Origin of the sequence: Methylobacterium endophyticum (genome assembly GCF_050591105.1) — a bacterium.
Classification (GTDB): Bacteria; Pseudomonadota; Alphaproteobacteria; order Rhizobiales; family Beijerinckiaceae; genus Methylobacterium.
Map to the genome: position 1 here is coordinate 1 of NZ_JBNHES010000033.1, position 17,874 is coordinate 17,874.

Sequence of the window (17,874 nt, forward strand, 5' to 3'; positions counted from 1 at the left end):
GCCAAAACCCGACCCAATCGTCGCACGGATGGACTTGCCGGGCAACGCACGAACACTTTGATTTAATGTGAACCTGCCTCGGCCCTCGGCGCTGTTGGAATTCGGTCACAGGTCATGCCCGCGCGGCGGCCGATAGGTGTCGAGATCGTGCCGGCGGGCTTCTGGAGGCTCGTGACTTGGGCGTCTCTGCGTGGGGTGCGATTGCCTGCGGCCTAGGCCGGCTCGCGACGATGCGGATCTCCCCAGGCGCCCGTGACGCCGGTCTTGCCTTCCGAGCTTTGGGCGGGGCCTCGATGTCAGTCCTGACCGGGGCAAGAGGGCGCCGGCCCGTGAGGCTCGGACGCCCGCCCCCTCGGCCTCCCGGGTGCCGGGTCCGAGATGGTCGCGATGCGACCTGATCCTGTCCTCGGTGCCGCGCCAGGGTGCACCACGGACCGCGCAGCCTCGTCTCACCGCCGAGCGCCGGCCGGCTCGGGGCGCTCGGTGACGGGGCGTTGGGGCGCGCGCCGGATCGAACCGGTCGTCAGGCCGTCGTCGAGCGATCGGAATGCGGGACGCAACTTCTGATACCGTTCGTTGCGCCAAGCAGGGGGGACGTTGTCCCAGGCGCCGGCAAGGGCGTGACCCGGCATCCAGGCCATCAAGGCGGCGCCCAGAAGGGCGGCATGGACAGCTCGGTTCATGGCTACGTTTCCCTCTTCTCAAGAAGCTGGCGGCTTCTCGGAAGAGTTCGGGGCCGACGCGGAAAAGGTTGCAGACCGTTCGAATCTCGAACTGCGGTCGGGCCAAGACCCCGGGGCCGCGCCCCGGGGAGACCAGCCCGGCATTGCGGTGTCCCACCGGCTCCGGGCCCGGTCTGCGCCCGGCCCGGTCGCAGCCTGACCGCAGCGGTCGGACGACACGACGAGATGGACGGCGTCGCGGCCTGCCGCCACCCGCGCGGAACCCGGCTCTCAGCGGGCAGGCTGCCGCCGCGCTTGCCCGACGTGGCCCGGAAAACCCAAGCCGAACCGATCCCGGACTCGGGGCCGGGACAGCTCATCGGGATGGCGCGGAACAGATCCTGGGCGAACCGGCATTCGTGGGCGAGACAGAACCGGACTGTCTCGACATCGGCCGGTGGCACCGGCGCAGCCGCGGCGCAACCTCGCCGCCGAACTTCCGGACGATGCAAGCGCGGCACTTGGCATGCGCGCCTGAGTTCAAGGACAGCAGGTGTCCCTTATGCAGGGGGAGCGCCAATAGGGTCCCCTGACGCCGGCTGGACGCTCCCTCCTCCGGCCGTGGCCGTGTCCGCTTTCGGCGACGGGGAGAAGTTGTTCGGCCAGCCTGACCCCGACGACCCGGACGGCGGTGATCCCGGCCGGCGGGAGAGCCTGGCCGGGACCGTGGCTAGCGGGCTCGCCAGACGAGGCGGCGCCGAGCCGTCGAGTCGTTGCCCTGACCCGCCGGCGGTCCGCAGCGAGGCCAGGGGTGGAAGATCTACTTCTCCTTCCGGATCTTGGTCTGGATCTCGCGCAGGCTCTTTTCGTTTTCCTCCTTCGTCTTCCGGGCTTCCTTCACCACCGTCTCGTCCTTCGAATGCTTGATGGCGGCCTCGGACATGTCGACCGCGCCTTGGTGGTGTGCCGCCATGCCCTTCATCCAGGCCAGGTCCGGATCGGGGTCCATCATGCCCTGCATCATCGCCTTGTTCATCTTGTCCATGGCTTCCATGGAGTCCTTCTGCAGAGGGCCCATGTTCTTCATGTCCATGCCCGACATGGACCCGCCCTGGCCGCCTTGGGCGAGCACCGGTGTCGCGCCGGAAGCCATGAGTGCCGTGGCTACGAGTGCGGTTCTCACTACCTTCATGCGAGCCTCTCTGTTCGTTTTACCCTGTGGGGGTACAACTCGGCGGCGTGATCCAGGTTCGCCGTCCGATCGCGCTTTTCTGTTGGGTTGGGTCGTAGGCCGGGCGCGAACAAGCCGGCTGCCATCCGGATGGCCGTGCCCGCCAGCCCCCGGCGTCCGGCAGCCGCGGTCCGGGGTGACGCCACGGGAACGCTGAGCTCCCGGCGAGCGCGCCCGTCGCCGAGAGGGCCACGGGCGACGGGCTTAGGGTGTCGGTGGGACTTGGCACCCCGTGTCAGTGGCGCCCTTCCCGGTGGTGGCCGCCCTCGCGGACGACCTCATGATGCTCCTCGTGATGGTCCGCCTCACCATGATGGCCGTGCGTCTGCCTGTGCTCGATCACGTGTCCATGGCGCTCCGCGCCGTGGTGGTCGCCGTGGGCGGCCCCGACTTCGTCGAGCGCCCGCGCCGGCCCTGCCGTGGACCCGAATGCGGCCGCGGCGGCCACGAGCAACCCGACCTGCAACAGTCTCGACATCCCTTCACCTCCATCGTCGTTCTGCGGCTCAAGGAGCGCGCTTGGCCCCATATACGATCCGGGGGTATTCAGGCGTTTTGTTCCTCCGCGAGCGTTCCGAGCAAGATGGAGGGGCCGGACGACAGCGGGCGGGCTGGGTCGCTGGGGTGGTCAAATGGGCAGGCGGGGCCCTGTAACCATCTGCGCGTTTCCTACGGATTGGTCCTGGCGGGCACCCCGTCCGTGCGAGGCGGCGGGACCAGGCCGGCCGCTCCGGTGGTCGACCCCTTGCCCGCTCGCGTCTCGGGTTCACCTTAGCCCCGGCGGAGGCTGCGCGGGCGGGTGGGCGCGTGTCCGGGGCCGGCACGCGCGGATCGAATGCGAGGCGAGCCGCGGTGACGTGTTTGATGGCCGGGTCAGACGCGTTTTCGCGGTGTGGCCGAGAGAGGCGTCTTGATCAGTCAGGAAGACGAGTTGCGGGCCTTGCTGTCGTCCGGCCTCGCCGGAAGCGCGGCGGACTACCGGTTGTTCCTGGAGCGGCTTGGTCCCCACCTGCGGGCCTATTTCAAGGGTAAGCTCGCGCGCTCCGGACGCGCCGCGCCGGAGGCGGAGGACCTTGTCCAGGAAACGTTGATGGCGGTTCACACGCGACGGCACACCTACGACGTTGGCCAACCGGTCACGCCCTGGCTCTACGCCATCGCGCGCTACAAGCTCATCGACCACCTCCGGCGTACGCGCGCCTCCCTCGCCGACGTGCCCGTCGAGGATGCGAGCGAGCTGGTCGCGCGCGACGACCACGCCGCCGTCGAGAGCACGCTCGACGTCGAGCGCCTGCTCGGTCGCCTTCCCGGCAAGATGCAGCAGGCGATCCGGGCCATGAAGGTCGAAGGTCTGAGCGTGGCCGAGGCCGCGACGCGCTCCGGCATGTCGGAATCGGCCATCAAGGTCAGCGTCCACCGCGGGTTGAAGGCGTTGGCCGCCTTGGCAGGGGGCAAAGGGGAATGAAGACCGACGAACTCATCGGCTTGCTCGGCGCGAGCTTCGCCAGCGAGCCTGCCAAGTCTCCCGGCATGCTGAGGCGGATCGCGCTCGGGGCCGCCATCGGGGCCGCCGGGGCGCTCTGCCTCGCCCTTCTCGCATTGGGCGTCCGGCCTGACTTGGGTGAAGGCAAGTCACTGACCTTCCTGCTGGCCAAGCTGGCCTTCGCCCTCGCCGTCGGTGGCTTGGCCCTGCGCTACCTCGGTCGCATCGCTCGCCCAGGGGGCGAGAGGAGGGTGCATCTCGGCATCGCGGCCCTGCCGTTCGCGGCGGTCATGGTCCTCGCTGCCCTCAGCCTCGCCAACGCGCCGGCGGCCCACTGGGGGACCATGCTCACCGGCCACATGTGGCTCGAATGCCTCGTCTCCATCCCGGTGATTGCTGTGGTCCCCTTCGCGACCCTGATGTGGGCGGTCCGGAGGTTCGGCGCGCCGACGGACCTCGTCCGGGCCGGGGCCCTGGTCGGGCTCGCCTCGGGAGGCGTGAGCGCGATGGGCTACGCGATTCACTGCATGGACGACACCGTACCCTTCATCGCGCTCTGGTACGGCGGCACGATTGCCCTCTGCACGCTGGCGGGCGCGCTTCTTGGTCCTCGCCTGCTGCGCTGGTAAGGCCGTCGGCTCGCCCGTAGGCACGGGCGAACCGCTCCCGGCCCGCCGCGCGCTTCAGGGGCAGGTCAGCCCGGAGGCGTCCAGTTCGGCCGTGGGTACCCGGATAGGTCACCGTGTCGCGCGGCGCGGACGCGCGGATGTGCGTCCCACGCCTCCTGCGTCAGCGCCTCCCCGTCGATCAGGAAGGCGCTCGCCCCGTCCTGCGCCACCACCGCGGGGCCGAGAGGATTGTCGAGGATATCGTAGAGACCGGCCGCCTCGTTCCAGGCGCGGACCGAGACCGAACGGCCCTCGTCCATGAGGAAGGCGCAGTGCGTCCACGCGGGATGGGGCGGCACGACGGCCCCTGCCCGCACGGGTGCGGCGGTCGCGCGCCCGGGAGGTGAGGGAAGGCCGGCGAGGAAGGCGAGCGCACGCTGTGCCAGAACCTCCTCGAACCCGCATTCCGCTACGCGCGCCTGGATGACGGCAAGGTCGAGAGGCCGGGCCTGATGGTAGGCCGCGATGTAGTCCCTGTCCTTGTCGGCAAGGCGGGCGAGCTTAGAAACGATCAGATCCTCCGGGCCGGGGGCCACCACCGTCACGGTCGCCGCGCCGTGGCCTCTCACCTCCCGCACCACCGCGCGCGAGGGCCACGAGGGCGGCAGGCGGGCGGTGCGGTCGTCGACGCCGTCGATGTAGAAACCGTGAGCCGTGTGGAAGTGCGAGCCCTCGCCGAAGATGACGGAGATCTCTTCGGATGCCTCCGCGAGGTCGTCGTCCTGGGCGGCCTCCCAGGCCCGAGCGTTGGCGGGATAGGCGTCGATCTCGGGCGACATGCACATCGTGACCGGCGCGCCGGGCCAGCCCACGAGGATGCCCTGGCTGCCGACGACCACCACGGTGCGGGCCTTGAAGTGCAACGCCAGCGAACGGGCGGTGCGCTCCAGGTCCGCGACCGTCCGGATCTCAATCGGACGGCTCACGCCGGGACGGAGGAGCCTTGGCGGCCGGCATGCGCCGCGCGTTGGGCGGCCGCGCCTTTACGTGCCAGGCGCCAGATCCGCTTTCGGACGTTCGGGTCGCGCACGAACGACACGCCCTCCCCTTCCAGGAACGGCGAGGACAGCCGAAGCCGCTGCATACCCTCGTCCCGCCGGGTGAGGAGTTGCCGGATCGTCCCCGGCGGCTGCCCGAGGATCTCGCGCCACTCGGAGACGAAGGTGCGCTCGGGGTAGTCCGCCTCAAGCCGCATGACGGCCATCTTGGCGCTATCGAGGATGCCCGGGTCGCGCGCGAGCCGACGCGCCACCAGCCGATGGATCATCAGCTTGGCACGGTCGTTCACGACTTCCCTGTTTACCTCGGGACGCACGGGATGCCTCTGGAGCCACACGCGTTTCGGACCGTGGGCATTATGCCCGACGCCCGGAGACCCGACAACGTCGGAGTTGGGGCTCGGTTCGACTTCCACAGAACTTCGGTCCCCGCGGATATGGGGTCTGGCACCGGTCTCTTTGACATCCTCCCCGCCCTGGAGGGCGGGGATTCCTACCGCGTGTCAGGCCGCGAAGGCCGGACCCGCCTCGGTGGGTTCCTGGGCCGACGCCATCACGGGCGAAGTCTCTCCGCAGGCTAACCGGGCGTGCCCCGCCCTTGCAATGTTGATCGACGCCACGTCGTCCGCGTTCGCCGCGTACCCGCACGCCACGCACCGGAACACGGCCTGGCTCGGGCGGTTCCCCGCCGCCACGTGCCCGCATTCCGGGCACGTCCGGCTCGTGTTCGGAGCCGGCACCGGCAGCAGCCAACCGCCGAGCCACTCCTGCTTGTACCCGACCTGCCGGCGGAACTCGCCCCACCCCTGGTCCAGGATCGCCTTGTTCAGCCCCGCCTTCTGACGGACGTTCACGCCCGGCTCCTCGACCGTCCCGGCCGCGCTCGCGGTCATCGCCCGCACGTCCAGGTCCTCGACGCAGACCACCGCGTGGTTCTTGCTGACGGTCGTCGAGGTCTTGTGCAGGAAGTCGGAGCGGATGCGGGCGATGCGTGCCTGGACCCGTTGTACCTTCGCCTTCGCCTTCCTCCAGTTCCTACTGAACTTGGTCTTGCGGGCCATCGCCCGCTGCGCCTTCGCGAGCGCCGCCTCGGCCTTGCGGAACGCGTTCGCCGGTTCGATGACGGTGCCGTCGGACAGCGTGGCGAAACGCGTCACGCCGACGTCGATGCCGACAAGCGTCGTCGACGGGTGGACCGGCTTCTCGACCTCGCGCTCGGTCTGGACCGAGACGTGCCACTTGCCGGCCTTCAGCGAGACGGTGACCTGCCCAATCTCGCCCTCGACAAGCCTGCTCGCGCGGTAGCGCATCCAACCGAGCTTGGGCAGGAAGACCCGCCCGTTCGGCTGGTCGAGCTCGACCTTCTGCGGGTGGCGGAAGGCGTCGTCCTTGCCCTTCCTCTTGAAGCGGGGGAACTCGGCCCGTCCCTCGAAGAAGTTGCGGTAGGCGCGGTCGAGGTCCTTGAGCGCCTGCTGCAGGACCTGGCTGTGCACCTCCTTGAGCCAGGAAGTGTCGGGTTCGGCCTTCCAGGCGGTGAGGTGCTTGCAGAGGTCGGCGTAGGAGAGGTGCTTGTCACCGGCTGCATACCGCTCCTTCTGCAGGGCGAGGGCCCTGTTGAAGACGTAGCGGCGCGCGCCGCAGGAGCGGCGCATGAGCCGTTCCTGCGCGCCGTCGGGCCGAAGGACGAACCGGTATGCCTGGACGCGAAGCACAGGCCAAGGATAGAACGAATGCGGAACGAAGGCAAGGGGATTGGATCGGTGCCCGGGCAGGCTTCTGTCGCGGCCGGCGCTATCCATCCCCGCCCTCAAGGGCGGGGCCTTCCGCGCTTCTACGGTAACGCATCGTCCGCGCGTCCCGAAGTCGTCGGTAGCGGCGCCGTGAAGGCAAACGCGAAAGACGATGGAGCATTCGATGAAGTACATCCTTGCAACCTTGGTGGCCTCCACCCTCATGACCGGCGGCGCTTGGGCGCACCCGAGGCTGACCGGCGAGGCCGTTCCCTCGGCGGGCTGGAGCGTCCTGGAAGGCCCGACGGGAGCCGCGCCCGAGGTGACGGGCAGCCTCGGCCGCGTTTGGGAGGGGCGTGATCTCCAGGGACGGGACCTGAGGAGCAGCACGCGCGGGAATGCCCAGTTCCCCGAGCGTCCCGCCGCGGCCCAGAACCTCGGCACCACTTCGGGCGGACCCGCGTTCTAATCAACGTCGGGCACGTTGCGGGAGCGGCTGTAACCCGTGGGCCCGCACCCGCGAACTTGTATTCGCCGGGCTTGTCGCGAGCCCGGCGCGTCCGGGGCTAGGCAAAGCCCCCGATCAGTGGGATCCTGGAAACGGATGTCGATCCGATCCACCATAGCGCGCCTGCTCACGGCCCTCGCCGTGCTCGGCCTGATCGCCGGGGCATCCGTCGCCCCCGCGCAGGCGCGCGCCTTCGTGGGCGACGGCGTTCAGCGGGACATGGTCGCTCAGCAAGGCGGCGTCACGACGCCACACGTCGCGCCGATGCCCGACGACATGCCGTGTTGCGATCCCGAGCCCTCGGGCCCGGACTGCCGCGACACCAAGGCCTGTCCCTTCGCGGTGGCCTGCGCCGCGAAGATCGTGCCGGGGATCCTGCCATCCCCGCCTGCCGATGGCGGCCCGGTCGCCCCGGTCCTCCTGCCCGTTCGGCAGGACCATATCCGGCCGAGTTTGGCCGCAGCCCCGCAGGCCCCCCCTCCCAAACCGCGTTCCTGAGCACGCCCGAGAGCGGTGCCGCCCCGTGCATGAGCATGCACGGCAGCCTTCGCGCACCGCCGCGCCGCGGCGGCCCGAACGGTCGGGGTCCCGCATCCAGACGCTCCGGAACAGGATCATCCCCGTGTCCACCGAACATCCCGCATCCCCGCGGCCGCGTCCTGCCCCGGCGCATCCCGCACGCCCCGAGCCACGCGCGGCCCGTCTCCCCATCCGCTCAGTCCTAAGGGTGGCGCCATGACGGGCCGGGAGGACTTTTTCGACGCTTACCAGAAGGAGCACCGGCCGGCAGGGCGAGGCGCTTGGCTCCTGCTCGGGCTCGTCCTCATCGTAGCAGCCCTAGCGGGAGCCGGCGCCGGTTACGCGCTCGCGCGCGGCGCATGGGTCATTCCCGGCGCGGTCGCGGCACGGCTTCCGGAACCGGTCGCGGCCTGGCTGCCCAAGGGCGCGCCACTCATGCCCCCGGACCTCAAGGATTATTCCTTCGAGCTCCTGGATCCCGAGACTAAATCGGGCGAGGCGACGCTCAGGGTGCGTCTGCTCGACAAGCGCGCCGGCAAGCCCGTGGCCGACGCGCTTGTCTACGCCCGCCGCCTCGACATGGCACCCGACGGGATGCCGACGATGACGGGTAAGATGAAGCCGGAGGCGAGCCCGGAGCCGGGCATCTACGCCTTCAGGGCCAACCTGGCGATGGAGGGCCGCTGGCGCCTCTCGCTGGCCGCGAAGGTACCGGGCGAGACCGGCACCGTCCAAGACCAACTCGTGCTCAGGGCCGTCGAGTGATGGACCAGACGACACCGATCCACCTGGCGCGGCGACGTGACCGCGCGCACCCGGGCGGCCAGGCGAAGGCGTGGGTCGCGGCCCTCGTTCTCCTGCCCCTCGCCGTCGGCGGCGGCGCCCTCGCCGGGCTGAAGGCCGGCGAGGCGGGATGGCCCCTGCCGGCATGGTTCCCAGCCTCGGTCTCCGGTCTGCTCGTCGGTCGCGACGCGAAGCCGGCCGCGGCCGCGGATGCGCCCGTGCTCTACTACCGCGACCCCGACGGAAAGGCGGCTTACGCGCTCGCGCCGGCGAGGACGCCCGACGGACGCGCCTACCTTCCGGTGCATGTCGGCGAGGATGTCGACTTCGAGCCGCGGCCCGCGGCGGCGAAGGAGACCGAGGCGAACGCCACCTACGCCGCGCCCCCGGCCGTGGGCCGGAAGATCCTCTACTACCGCAACCCGATGGGCCTGCCCGACACCTCGCCGGTGCCGAGGAAGGACTCGATGGGGATGGACTACCTCCCCGTCTACGAGGGCGAGGCCGAGGACGGGAACACCGTCAAGATCTCGCCCGGCAAGGTCCAGCGCACCGGCGTGCGCACTGAGCGGGCCGAACGTCGCGTCGTCAGCCGACCGGTGCGGGTCCCCGGCACCGTCACGCTCGACGAGCGGCGCGTCACCGTCGTGGCGACACGCTCGGATGCCTACGTCGACCACGTCGAGAACGTGACGACGGGCGACCGGGTGCGGAAGGGCCAGCCCCTGGTCCACGTCTACTCGCCCGAGATCAACGCGGCCGCCGCCCAGCTCATCGCAAATCCCGGCTTCGACGGGGCCCGGCGGCGGCTGCAGAACCTGAACGTCTCGGATGAGGTGATCAACGAGATGGAGCGGACCCGGAAGGTGCCGATGGCCATCACCTGGTCCGCGCCCCGGGACGGCCTCGTGCTGCAGCGCACCGCCATCGAGGGCATGAAGGCTGCGGCCGGCGACACCCTGTTCCGGATTGCCGACATCTCGGTGATGTGGGTGCTGGCCGACGTGCCCGAGTACGACCTCGGCAATGTCAAGGTCGGCCAGCCCGTCAGCGTGCGCGTGCGCTCGCTGCCCGGGCGCAGCTTCACCGGCAAGGTCGAGCTGATCTACCCGCAGGTGAACACGCAAACCCGCACCACCCGCGTGCGCATCGAGTTGCCGAACCCCGACGGGGTACTGCTGCCCGACATGTACGCCGACGTCGACATCGGGACCGGGGCGACGAAGCCCGTCGTCGCGGTCCCGAACGATGCCGTCATCGACACGGGCGCGCGCCAGGTCGTGCTCGTGGACAAGGGCGAGGGTCGCTTCGAGCCGCGCGAGGTCAAGGTCGGCGCCCGCGGCGAGGGCTACACCGAGATCCGCGAGGGTGTGCAGGCCGGCGAGCAAGTCGTGACCGCGGCCAACTTCCTCATAGACGCCGAGAGCAACCTGAAGGCGGCGCTGCAGAGCATGGCCGCGCCCAAGCCCCCCGCCGAGCCCCGGGCGCAGGCCGAGGAGAAGCCAGAATGATCGCGCGCCTCATCGGCTGGTCGGCCCGCAACCTCGTCCTGGTGCTGATCGGGACCGTCTTCGTGGTGGCGGCCGGTCTCTACAGCGTGCGCACCCTGCCGCTCGACGCCATCCCGGACCTCTCGGACGTGCAGACCATCGTCTACACCGAGTACCCGGGGCAGGCGCCCCAGGTCGTCGAGGACCAGGTCACCTACCCGCTGACCACCGCCATGCTGACGGTGCCGAGGTCGAAGGTGGTGCGCGGCTTCTCCTTCTTCGGGGTCTCGTTCGTCTACGTCATCTTCGAGGACGGCACCGACCCGTACTGGGCCCGCTCGCGCGTGCTCGAATACCTGAGCGCGGCCGGCAAGCGCCTGCCGACCGGCGTGACGCCGACGCTCGGGCCCGACGCGACGGGCGTGGGCTGGGTCTACCAGTACGCCATCGTGGCCAAGCAGCAGACGCTCGCCGAGCTGCGCTCGCTTCAGGACTGGGTGGTGCGCTTCGGGGCCTCGCGCGCCGAGGGCGTGGCCGAGGTCGCGGGCGTCGGCGGCTTCGTGAAGCAGTACAACGTCGTCGTCGACCCGAACCGCCTGCGCGCCCAGGGCATCCCGCTCAGTAGGCTTCGGGAGGCGATCCGGTCGAGCAACGCGGATGTCGGCGGCCGCACGGTCGAGCTCTCCGAATTCGAGTTCATGGTGCGCGGGCGCGGCTACCTGAAGAGCGTCGCCGACATCGAGAACATCGTGCTGAAGACCGAGGCCGGCACCCCGCTGCGGGTGCGGGACATCGCCCGGGTCGAGCTCGGGCCGGACGAGCGGCGCGGCATCACCGAGCTGAACGGCGAGGGCGAGGTCGCGGGCGGCATCATCCTGCAGCGCTTCGGCGCCAATGCCCTCAACGTCATCGAGGGCGCCAAGCAGCGCCTGGCCGAGGTCGCCGCGAGCCTGCCGAAGGGCACCGAGATCCTGCCGGTCTACGACCGCTCGCAGCTGATCGAGGCGGCCATCGACACCCTGAAGCACACGCTGGTCGAGGAGAGCGTCATCGTGGCGCTCGTCTGCATCGTGTTCCTGCTGCACCTGCGCAGCGCGCTGGTGGCCATCCTGATGCTGCCGGTCGGCATCCTGATGGCGCTCGGCGCGATGCATCTCCTTGGGATCGGCGCCAACATCATGTCGCTGGGCGGCATCGCCATCGCGGTCGGGGCCATGATCGACGCCGCCATCGTCATGATCGAGAACGCCCACAAGCACCTGGAGCGGGCGCCCCCGGGCAAGCCCCGGGTCGAGATCCTGGTGGAGGCCGCGGCCGAGGTCGGCCCCTCGCTGTTCTTCTCCCTCCTGGTGATCACGGTAAGCTTCCTGCCGATCTTCACCCTGGAGAGCCAGGAGGGACGCCTGTTCGGGCCGCTCGCCTTCACCAAGACCTTCGCCATGGCGGCGGCCGCGCTCCTGTCGGTGACCCTGGTGCCGGCCCTCATGGTGCTGTTCGTGCGCGGGCGCATCATCCCCGAGCACCGCAACCCGCTGAACCGCCTCCTGATCTGGGTCTACCGCCCGGTCATCAGGGTCGTGCTCCGGGCCAAGGTGCTGACCATCCTGCTGGCGGTGGCGGCGCTCGGCCTGACCATCTGGCCGGCCCGCCAGCTCGGCTCCGAGTTCATGCCGGACCTGAACGAGGGCACCCTGATGTACATGCCCACGACCCTGCCGGGCATCTCGGTGACCCAGGCCGGGGAGCTGCTGGCGACCCAGGACCGCATAATCAAGTCCTTCCCCGAGGTGGCCTCCGTCTACGGCAAGGCGGGGCGCGCCTCGACGGCGACGGACCCCGCCCCCACCGAGATGTTCGAGACCATCATCACCCTGAAGCCGAAGGCGGAGTGGCGTCCCGGCGTGACGCTGGCGAGCCTCAAGGCCGAGATGGACAAGGCCCTGCAGTTTCCTGGTGTGTCGAATGCCTGGACGCAGCCGATCCGGGCCCGCATCGACATGCTCTCGACCGGCATCCGCACGCCGGTCGGCATCAAGATCTACGGCACCGACCTGACCGAGATGGAGAAGGTCGCCCGGCAGGTCGAGGCGGTCGTGCGCAACGTGCCGGGCACGTCGAGCGCCTACGCGGAGCGGGTCATCGGCGGCTACTTCCTCGACATCACGCCGGACCGGGAGGCGCTCGGGCGCTACGGCCTCATGGTCGGGGACGTGCAGGACATCATCGCGACGGCGCTCGGCGGCGAGAGCGTCACGAACACGGTCGAGGGCCGCGAGCGCTACACCGTCAACGTGCGCTACCCGCGCGCCTTCCGTTCAAATCCGCAATCCATCGCCACCGAAGTGCAGGTGCCGTTGCCGGCCGGCGGCACGATTCCGCTGGGCGAGGTGGCCAAGGTCCAGCTGACCCGGGGGCCGACCTCGATCCGCACCGAGAACGGACAGCTCGCGGTCTACATCTTCGTCGACCTGAGCGGGCGCGATCTCGGCGGCTACGTCGCCGAGGCCCGGAACGCGGTCAACACGGAGGTCCAGCTCCCGCAGGGCATGAGCATCCAGTGGAGCGGGCAGTTCGAGTACCTGGAGCGGGCGGAGGCCAGGCTGAAGATCGTGGTGCCCGTGACCCTGCTCGTCATCTTCCTGCTCCTCTACCTCAACTTCCGGCGCCTGACCGAGACGCTCATCGTCATGCTGTCCCTGCCCTTCGCCCTGGTCGGCGGGGTGTGGCTGATGTGGTGGATGGGCTTCAACATGTCGGTCGCGGTGGCGGTGGGATTCATCGCGCTCGCCGGCGTTGCCGCGGAGACCGGCGTGATCATGCTGGTCTACCTCGACCATGCCTGGGACGAGCGGCGGGCCGCCGCCCTGGCCGCTGGGCGGGAGACCACGCGTGCGGACCTGTACCAAGCCATCATGGTGGGGGCGGTCGAGCGGGTGCGCCCGAAGATGATGACGGTCGTCGCCATCATGGCGGGCCTGCTGCCCATCCTCTGGAGCTCCGGCGCGGGGTCGGAGATCATGCAGCGGATCGCGGTGCCCATGATCGGCGGCATGGTCTCCTCGACCGTGCTGACCCTCGTCGTGATCCCGGCCATCTACGGGCTCGTGAAGGGACGGAGGCTGACGCTTCGGCAGGAAGGGTCGGCCGCCGTGCAAGCGGGGCTTCCCCGGGCCGCCGAGTGAGCGGGGCTGGACAGGCCGTCCCGGCGGCCGTGAGAAGACAGGAGTCGACTATGAGCGAACTATTCCGACCGTCCCGGCGCATCGTGGTCCTCGGCCTGGCGGCGGTCGGCGTACAGGCGGCATGGGCGGAGGATCTGCCGGAGGTCGTCGCCACGAAGGACCCGAGCTGCGGTTGCTGCGAGGCCTGGGTCAAGCACCTGCGCGACGAGGGTTTTCGCGTCCAGGTCGTGAACGCCCCCGTGAACCCGGTCAAGGCGAGGCTCGGGGTGCCGCGGGAGCTGGCCTCGTGCCACACGGCCCAGGTCGGCGGCTACGTCATCGAGGGGCACGTGCCCGCGTCGGTTATCAAGCGGCTGCTCGCGGAGAAGCCGTCCGCCACCGGCCTCGCCGTGCCCGGCATGCCGGTCGGCTCGCCCGGCATGGAGGTCGAAGGGGTGGAGCCGGCCACCTACGAGGTGGTGCTGTTCGGCCCCGGCGGGCGCACCACCTTCGCGCGGTTTCGCGGCGGGCAGGCCGTCTAGCCGGGCATGGCGGCACGCCCGCCGGGGCAAGCAGGGGGGCTTCTTGACCGAGGTCGACCGGAACGCCGCGGCTTTGACCTTCGAGGACGACGAGGACGACGGCGTGGCTTGCGGCGTCGGCCCGTGCATCGCCGTCGCCATCGTCAACAAGAGCAAGAGATGGGCCGGCTCGTGCCACTTCGGCGACGTCCGCTACGGGCGGAGGAGCCGAGGCGGTTCCTGTCGAGGGCCTCGAAGGCCGGCGACATCGACGGTCTCGTCGGGGTGAGGATTGGGTGGGGTGACGATACCGACCCCGGGACCTCGACGCAGGTTAGCCTGGGGCGCCGCGGCGGCACTGGCGGCGGTGCCGGCCTTCCGCCCCGGGGCCTACCCACCGCTCCGGCTGAATGCAGGGGCCTGCAACGTCACCGCCGGCGCGGGTCCGGCCGACATCCGGTTCGAACCGGGGCGCCCGAATGGGGCGACGCGCCGTGACGGTGGCCTTGGGACTGGGCGGTCGAAGCGCCGGTCGCCCTCGCGTTGGGACCTCGGGGAAAACGGCAGGGTCGCTTCGCTAATCCTCGATCCAAGCGAGCTGCCGCCGGTACACCTGACCCTCGCCACCACAAGACCGGCAATCGAAATCGTGCCGCTGCCCCGTCCCCTTGCAGCTCGGGCACTCCACCAAGTCATATTGCGACCAGTCGTACCGATCCGCCAGTTGCCGCTCCATGCGCCCGTCGCCGCCACAGGGTGGGCAGTCGTAGCCGTTGACCTGTCCGCTGCCGCCGCAGAGGCGGCACGGCACCTCGGCGTAGTCCGATAGGTCGACGCGCTCGGCGTGCCGTGCCTCGACCCGCCCGTCGCCCTGGCACACGGGGCAATCGAGGCCGTCCCGTCGCCCGCTTCCGTGGCAGAGAGGGCAGTCGACCTCGTCGTATGCGGTTGGGTCGATCCTGTCGGCGACGTGCCGCTCCATCGACCTCTCGCCGCCGCAGGCCGGGCACTCCTCGCCACGCCGGCGCCCGACGCCCGCGCAGACGGGACAGGGCACTTCCTGGTAGTCCCTGGCGTCGACCGCTTCCGCGTGGCGACGCTGCATGCGACGCTCGCCGCCGCAGGCCGCGCATGGGCTCCCGTTGCGCTGGCCCAGCCCGTCGCAGACCGGACAATCCACCGCTTGGTAAGCCGATACGTCGATTCGGCGGGCCTCCGCCGTGCCGATGTAGCCCTCGCCTCCGCAGGCCGGGCAATCGGAGCCGTCCCACGAGCCCGCACCCCCGCAGAGCGGGCAGGCGGTCATCGAGGCGTCCCTCAGGAACTCGTCCCGCGCCTCGACGACGGCCGCGGCGAACGTCCGTATCCGAGCCTCGGGCAGCGCCCGGGCTCCCTTCGCCGAGCTGGCGACCTTGGCCGCGAACTTGCCGTAGGACCGGCCGACGGGACCGGCCGTTGGCTTCGCGGTCGCGGCCCTGCTCGCGGTCTCTTCCAGCGCGACGATGTCCTGTTCAGCGAGGGCGACCGCGGCGCCGTGGGCCGCGGCGAACTGCGCGTTGGCAAGCAGGCCGCCGATCTCCTCGATCTGCCGGACGAGTTGCAGGACGGCGAGGCTGGCGTTCCGTTCGATGGTCCACCCGCGCACGCGCCGGTTGACGAGCATCTGCTTCACGGCCCGCACGGTCGCGAGGTCGACGTCGCGGGGCATGTACACGCCCTTGTCGAAGTCCGTGTGGTGGTTCGGGCAGAGCCAGACGAGACCGGCGGGATGATGGCTCAGGGTTTGCGCGACGGGCTCGATGTGCGCGGCCTCGCAGTTCGCGCCGTGGTTGCAGATCGCGCAGCCGCAGTTCGCCTCAAGCTTGATCTCCAGGCGAACCTTGTCGGGCATGTGCGGACGCGTCTTGCCCTCCGTAACCGGCCAAGGTTCCCGCAGGAACTTGTCGAAGGCGGCGAGTTCGGCTTCCTCGTACCAGCGCAGCCCGTCCGCGGTCTCGCACGCGAGCTTGCGCCGGATGCCGGCCTTGGCCCCGTATCGCGTGAAGTATTCGAGGAGTTCCGGCGACATCCGAAGGCGGATCGCCGCTTCGACCTCGGACAGCTTCCCTTTGCCTTCGGGCTTGGTGTTGCTCGCCATCCAGGGGGCTCAAGCGTCCGTTGTCACCGTCTTTGGCGTACCGGCCGGGGACGGCCGCCAGCCGAGGGACACGACGCGGCGGTCGCACCTCGGCCCACCGGCTCGGGCCGGGCGGGCCCTTCTAGACTTGCCGGCGCCACCCGGCAACGACGCGCCCGGACCGGCCTGCCCGATGTAAGTTCAGGCCGAACGGCATTGGACGCCCGGACAGAGGTGCCGCCGATGAAGCCGTCTGCGTACGCACCCGTCCCGCGATGAAAACGAGCGCTGCCTCGGCTTCTACCGGCCGAAGCAGGCATACGATGGGCCATGGTGACACGTGCCGTGATCATGACGCGTGAAGTGGTTGTAGAAGCCGCGCTCGTGAGCGAGATGCTCGCACTCGTGATAGGAGTAAACGCAGCCGAGAAAGACCGGGCGGTCGTGTACCCGGAGTGTCCTTCCGGCCGGTGCGAGGCCGGGGCTCGACTCGTCGTCGAACGCCGCGCCGGAGGGCGGCGGTGTCATGCGGAAGCCCACCGCACCTGCCCCGGTCGGGGCCAAGACCAGGGCGATTGCGGAGACGTAGAGAACTCGTTTGAGCATCGCGCATCCCCTCCCGCTCTTTTCGCGCAGTTGAGATCCCCCGTCCGGGAGGGGTAACGCACGGGCGGCCGAGAACGGTTGCACACCCCCAGGGGGTAATTGGCATGGCCGGACCGCGAAGTTTCCGGATCGGGTCGAGTTTCGAGCCGATCCGGACGCGCGTGACCGCGTCTTCAAGCCTTGCGCGCACGCCTTACCCATGAAGACCTGAGCTCCCGCCGTTGATGCCAGCAGCCTGTCGGCAGTTACCCCCTCGGGGTACGTTAAGGGAGCATCAACCACGCCGTGGGAGGGTCCGGTGAAGAGGGCTGCGGGCGAGGGACCGGACGATGGGTGGAATGGATCGCATGGCGGGAACGCTCGGGCTGCTCGGCTGCGGCCTGGTCTGCGCGACGTTCGTGGCCCCGTCGCACGCGGCCGACCTGCCGCCGACCGCGCCGTTGCCGGAGCTGCGCGGAACCCTCCCCCCGGAGGCCGAGGTTTCCGGCTTTTACCTCCGCGGCGACGTCGGTTTCAGCAACCAATCCGTGGAACGGCTCTCCAACAGCCTGGACGCGCTCGGCACCATCGAGAAGGTCAATCTCGGCTTCGCGGGCGCCCCGCTCGCGGGCGCCGGCGTCGGCTACCGCTTCGGCCGGTGGTTCCGGACCGACGTCACGGGCGAGTATCGCAGCGCCGCCGCGTTCACCGGGCTTGAACGCTATCGCGACGCGAGCCTGCCGCTCGGGTACGGCACCGACGAGTACACCGCGTCGAAGCGTGAACTGGCCGTGCTCCTCAACGGTTACGTCGATCTCGGGAATTGGTACGGCCTCACGCCGTTCCTGGGCGCCGGCGTCGGCGCGGTGCGGATCACGCTCGACAATTTCAAGGACACGAACGTCGTCACTCAGGGCCTCGCCTACGCGAAAGCAGGCTCGAAGACGAACCTTGCTTGGGCGTTGCACGCGGGTGTCGGCTACGAGGTGAGCCCGAGCTTCACGGTCGAGCTCGCATACCGCTACCTCAATCTCGGCGACGGAAAGACCGGCACGGTCTACAACTATGCCGGCCAGTGTGGGTCCTGCGAGGCGCTGACCTTCAAGAACGTCGATTCGCATGACGTGAAGCTCGGCTTGCGCTGGGCACCCTGGGCCGCGGTCGCCCCGACCGAGCAGGCGCCGCTGGTGCGCCGGTACTGAGCTCGCGTGGCCGTCCGCGCGGGACTCGCGCCGGCGGCGGGCTCCCCGAGCCGCGACGGCCGCCCCCGCGCGGGCAGGATGGGGCGGGTGCACGGCCGAGGCGATTGGCTTGTGGCCCGAAACCGCCGGTAAACAGCTTCAGACGCTCTACCAAAAGCTTAAGTACGGGTACGTTGCCGATATTGCCCGCCTGTGTAAGGATCGGAACCGGTTCGAG

General features: G+C 69.9%; 16 protein-coding genes. 9 read left to right on the forward strand and 7 right to left on the reverse strand.

The window, feature by feature from the left end:
• Nucleotides 1–449 precede the first annotated feature (449 nt).
• From ACP56T_RS21360 to ACP56T_RS21370, 3 genes are all read right to left on the reverse strand, one after another.
• Complete coding sequence (locus ACP56T_RS21360) at nt 450–683, reverse strand: hypothetical protein (RefSeq protein ID WP_430914061.1); 234 nt, start codon at nt 681–683, stop codon at nt 450–452.
• 799 nt (nt 684–1,482) lie between these two features.
• Complete coding sequence (locus ACP56T_RS21365) at nt 1,483–1,854, reverse strand: DUF305 domain-containing protein (RefSeq protein ID WP_066918932.1); 372 nt, start codon at nt 1,852–1,854, stop codon at nt 1,483–1,485.
• 274 nt (nt 1,855–2,128) lie between these two features.
• Nucleotides 2,129–2,371 carry a hypothetical protein gene (locus tag ACP56T_RS21370; protein WP_156453502.1) on the reverse strand — a complete coding sequence of 81 codons (243 nt, stop codon included), beginning with the start codon at nt 2,369–2,371 and terminating at the stop codon, nt 2,129–2,131.
• A gap of 432 nt (nt 2,372–2,803) precedes the next feature.
• Between ACP56T_RS21370 and ACP56T_RS21375 the strand changes: the two genes are divergently transcribed.
• Together ACP56T_RS21375 and ACP56T_RS21380 are read left to right on the forward strand one after the other, a co-directional pair.
• On the forward strand, nt 2,804–3,358 hold the full coding sequence (locus ACP56T_RS21375) for a sigma-70 family RNA polymerase sigma factor (protein WP_238232135.1): 555 nt from the start codon (nt 2,804–2,806) through the stop codon (nt 3,356–3,358).
• The gene (locus tag ACP56T_RS21380) at nt 3,355–4,005 is read left to right on the forward strand and encodes an NrsF family protein (protein WP_012454454.1); all 651 of its coding nucleotides are present in this window, start codon (nt 3,355–3,357) and stop codon (nt 4,003–4,005) included. Before ACP56T_RS21375 ends, ACP56T_RS21380 begins: the two co-directional genes overlap by 4 nt.
• 65 nt (nt 4,006–4,070) lie before the next feature.
• Here the strand turns inward: ACP56T_RS21380 and ACP56T_RS21385 are convergent, their stop codons facing one another.
• The 3 genes from ACP56T_RS21385 to ACP56T_RS21395 all read right to left on the reverse strand — a co-directional run bounded on the left by ACP56T_RS21385 (nt 4,071) and on the right by ACP56T_RS21395 (nt 6,841).
• A complete protein-coding gene (locus tag ACP56T_RS21385; RefSeq protein ID WP_238232134.1) occupies nt 4,071–4,970 on the reverse strand; it encodes a DUF6036 family nucleotidyltransferase in 900 nt (299 codons plus the stop codon).
• Nucleotides 4,967–5,332: a hypothetical protein gene (locus tag ACP56T_RS21390; RefSeq protein WP_063111109.1), complete on the reverse strand. Its 366-nt coding sequence runs from the start codon at nt 5,330–5,332 to the stop codon at nt 4,967–4,969. The genes ACP56T_RS21385 and ACP56T_RS21390 overlap by 4 nt, the downstream gene beginning before the upstream one ends.
• 213 nt (nt 5,333–5,545) lie before the next feature.
• Nucleotides 5,546–6,841 carry an RNA-guided endonuclease InsQ/TnpB family protein gene (locus tag ACP56T_RS21395; RefSeq protein ID WP_283207452.1) on the reverse strand — a complete coding sequence of 432 codons (1,296 nt, stop codon included), beginning with the start codon at nt 6,839–6,841 and terminating at the stop codon, nt 5,546–5,548.
• A 115-nt stretch (nt 6,842–6,956) separates the two neighbouring features.
• Between ACP56T_RS21395 and ACP56T_RS21400 the strand changes: the two genes are divergently transcribed.
• From ACP56T_RS21400 to ACP56T_RS21425, 6 genes are all read left to right on the forward strand, one after another.
• Nucleotides 6,957–7,241: a hypothetical protein gene (locus ACP56T_RS21400; RefSeq protein WP_066919396.1), complete on the forward strand. Its 285-nt coding sequence runs from the start codon at nt 6,957–6,959 to the stop codon at nt 7,239–7,241.
• Between the two features lie 135 nt (nt 7,242–7,376).
• Nucleotides 7,377–7,778 (forward strand): hypothetical protein, encoded by a 402-nt coding sequence (locus tag ACP56T_RS21405; protein ID WP_066919394.1) that lies wholly within the window; start codon nt 7,377–7,379, stop codon nt 7,776–7,778.
• A 237-nt stretch (nt 7,779–8,015) separates the two neighbouring features.
• Nucleotides 8,016–8,564: a FixH family protein gene (locus tag ACP56T_RS21410; RefSeq protein ID WP_066919392.1), complete on the forward strand. Its 549-nt coding sequence runs from the start codon at nt 8,016–8,018 to the stop codon at nt 8,562–8,564.
• Nucleotides 8,564–10,093: an efflux RND transporter periplasmic adaptor subunit gene (locus tag ACP56T_RS21415; RefSeq protein WP_241101801.1), complete on the forward strand. Its 1,530-nt coding sequence runs from the start codon at nt 8,564–8,566 to the stop codon at nt 10,091–10,093. The genes ACP56T_RS21410 and ACP56T_RS21415 overlap by 1 nt, the downstream gene beginning before the upstream one ends.
• Nucleotides 10,090–13,254, forward strand: a complete 3,165-nt coding sequence (locus tag ACP56T_RS21420; RefSeq protein ID WP_241101800.1) for an efflux RND transporter permease subunit — start codon at nt 10,090–10,092, stop codon at nt 13,252–13,254. Before ACP56T_RS21415 ends, ACP56T_RS21420 begins: the two co-directional genes overlap by 4 nt.
• A 50-nt stretch (nt 13,255–13,304) precedes the next feature.
• Nucleotides 13,305–13,775, forward strand: coding sequence for a DUF411 domain-containing protein (locus ACP56T_RS21425; RefSeq protein ID WP_430914062.1), 471 nt, complete (start codon nt 13,305–13,307; stop codon nt 13,773–13,775).
• Nucleotides 13,776–14,331: 556 nt separating this feature from the next.
• On the opposite strand, the gene ACP56T_RS21430 is transcribed toward ACP56T_RS21425, so the two are convergent.
• Nucleotides 14,332–15,891, reverse strand: a complete 1,560-nt coding sequence (locus ACP56T_RS21430) for an HNH endonuclease signature motif containing protein (protein WP_066924571.1) — start codon at nt 15,889–15,891, stop codon at nt 14,332–14,334.
• Between the two features lie 932 nt (nt 15,892–16,823).
• On the opposite strand from ACP56T_RS21430, the gene ACP56T_RS21435 reads away from it, so the two are divergent.
• On the forward strand, nt 16,824–17,657 hold the full coding sequence (locus ACP56T_RS21435; RefSeq protein ID WP_238232128.1) for an outer membrane protein: 834 nt from the start codon (nt 16,824–16,826) through the stop codon (nt 17,655–17,657).
• The last annotated feature ends 217 nt before the right edge of the window (nt 17,658–17,874 follow it).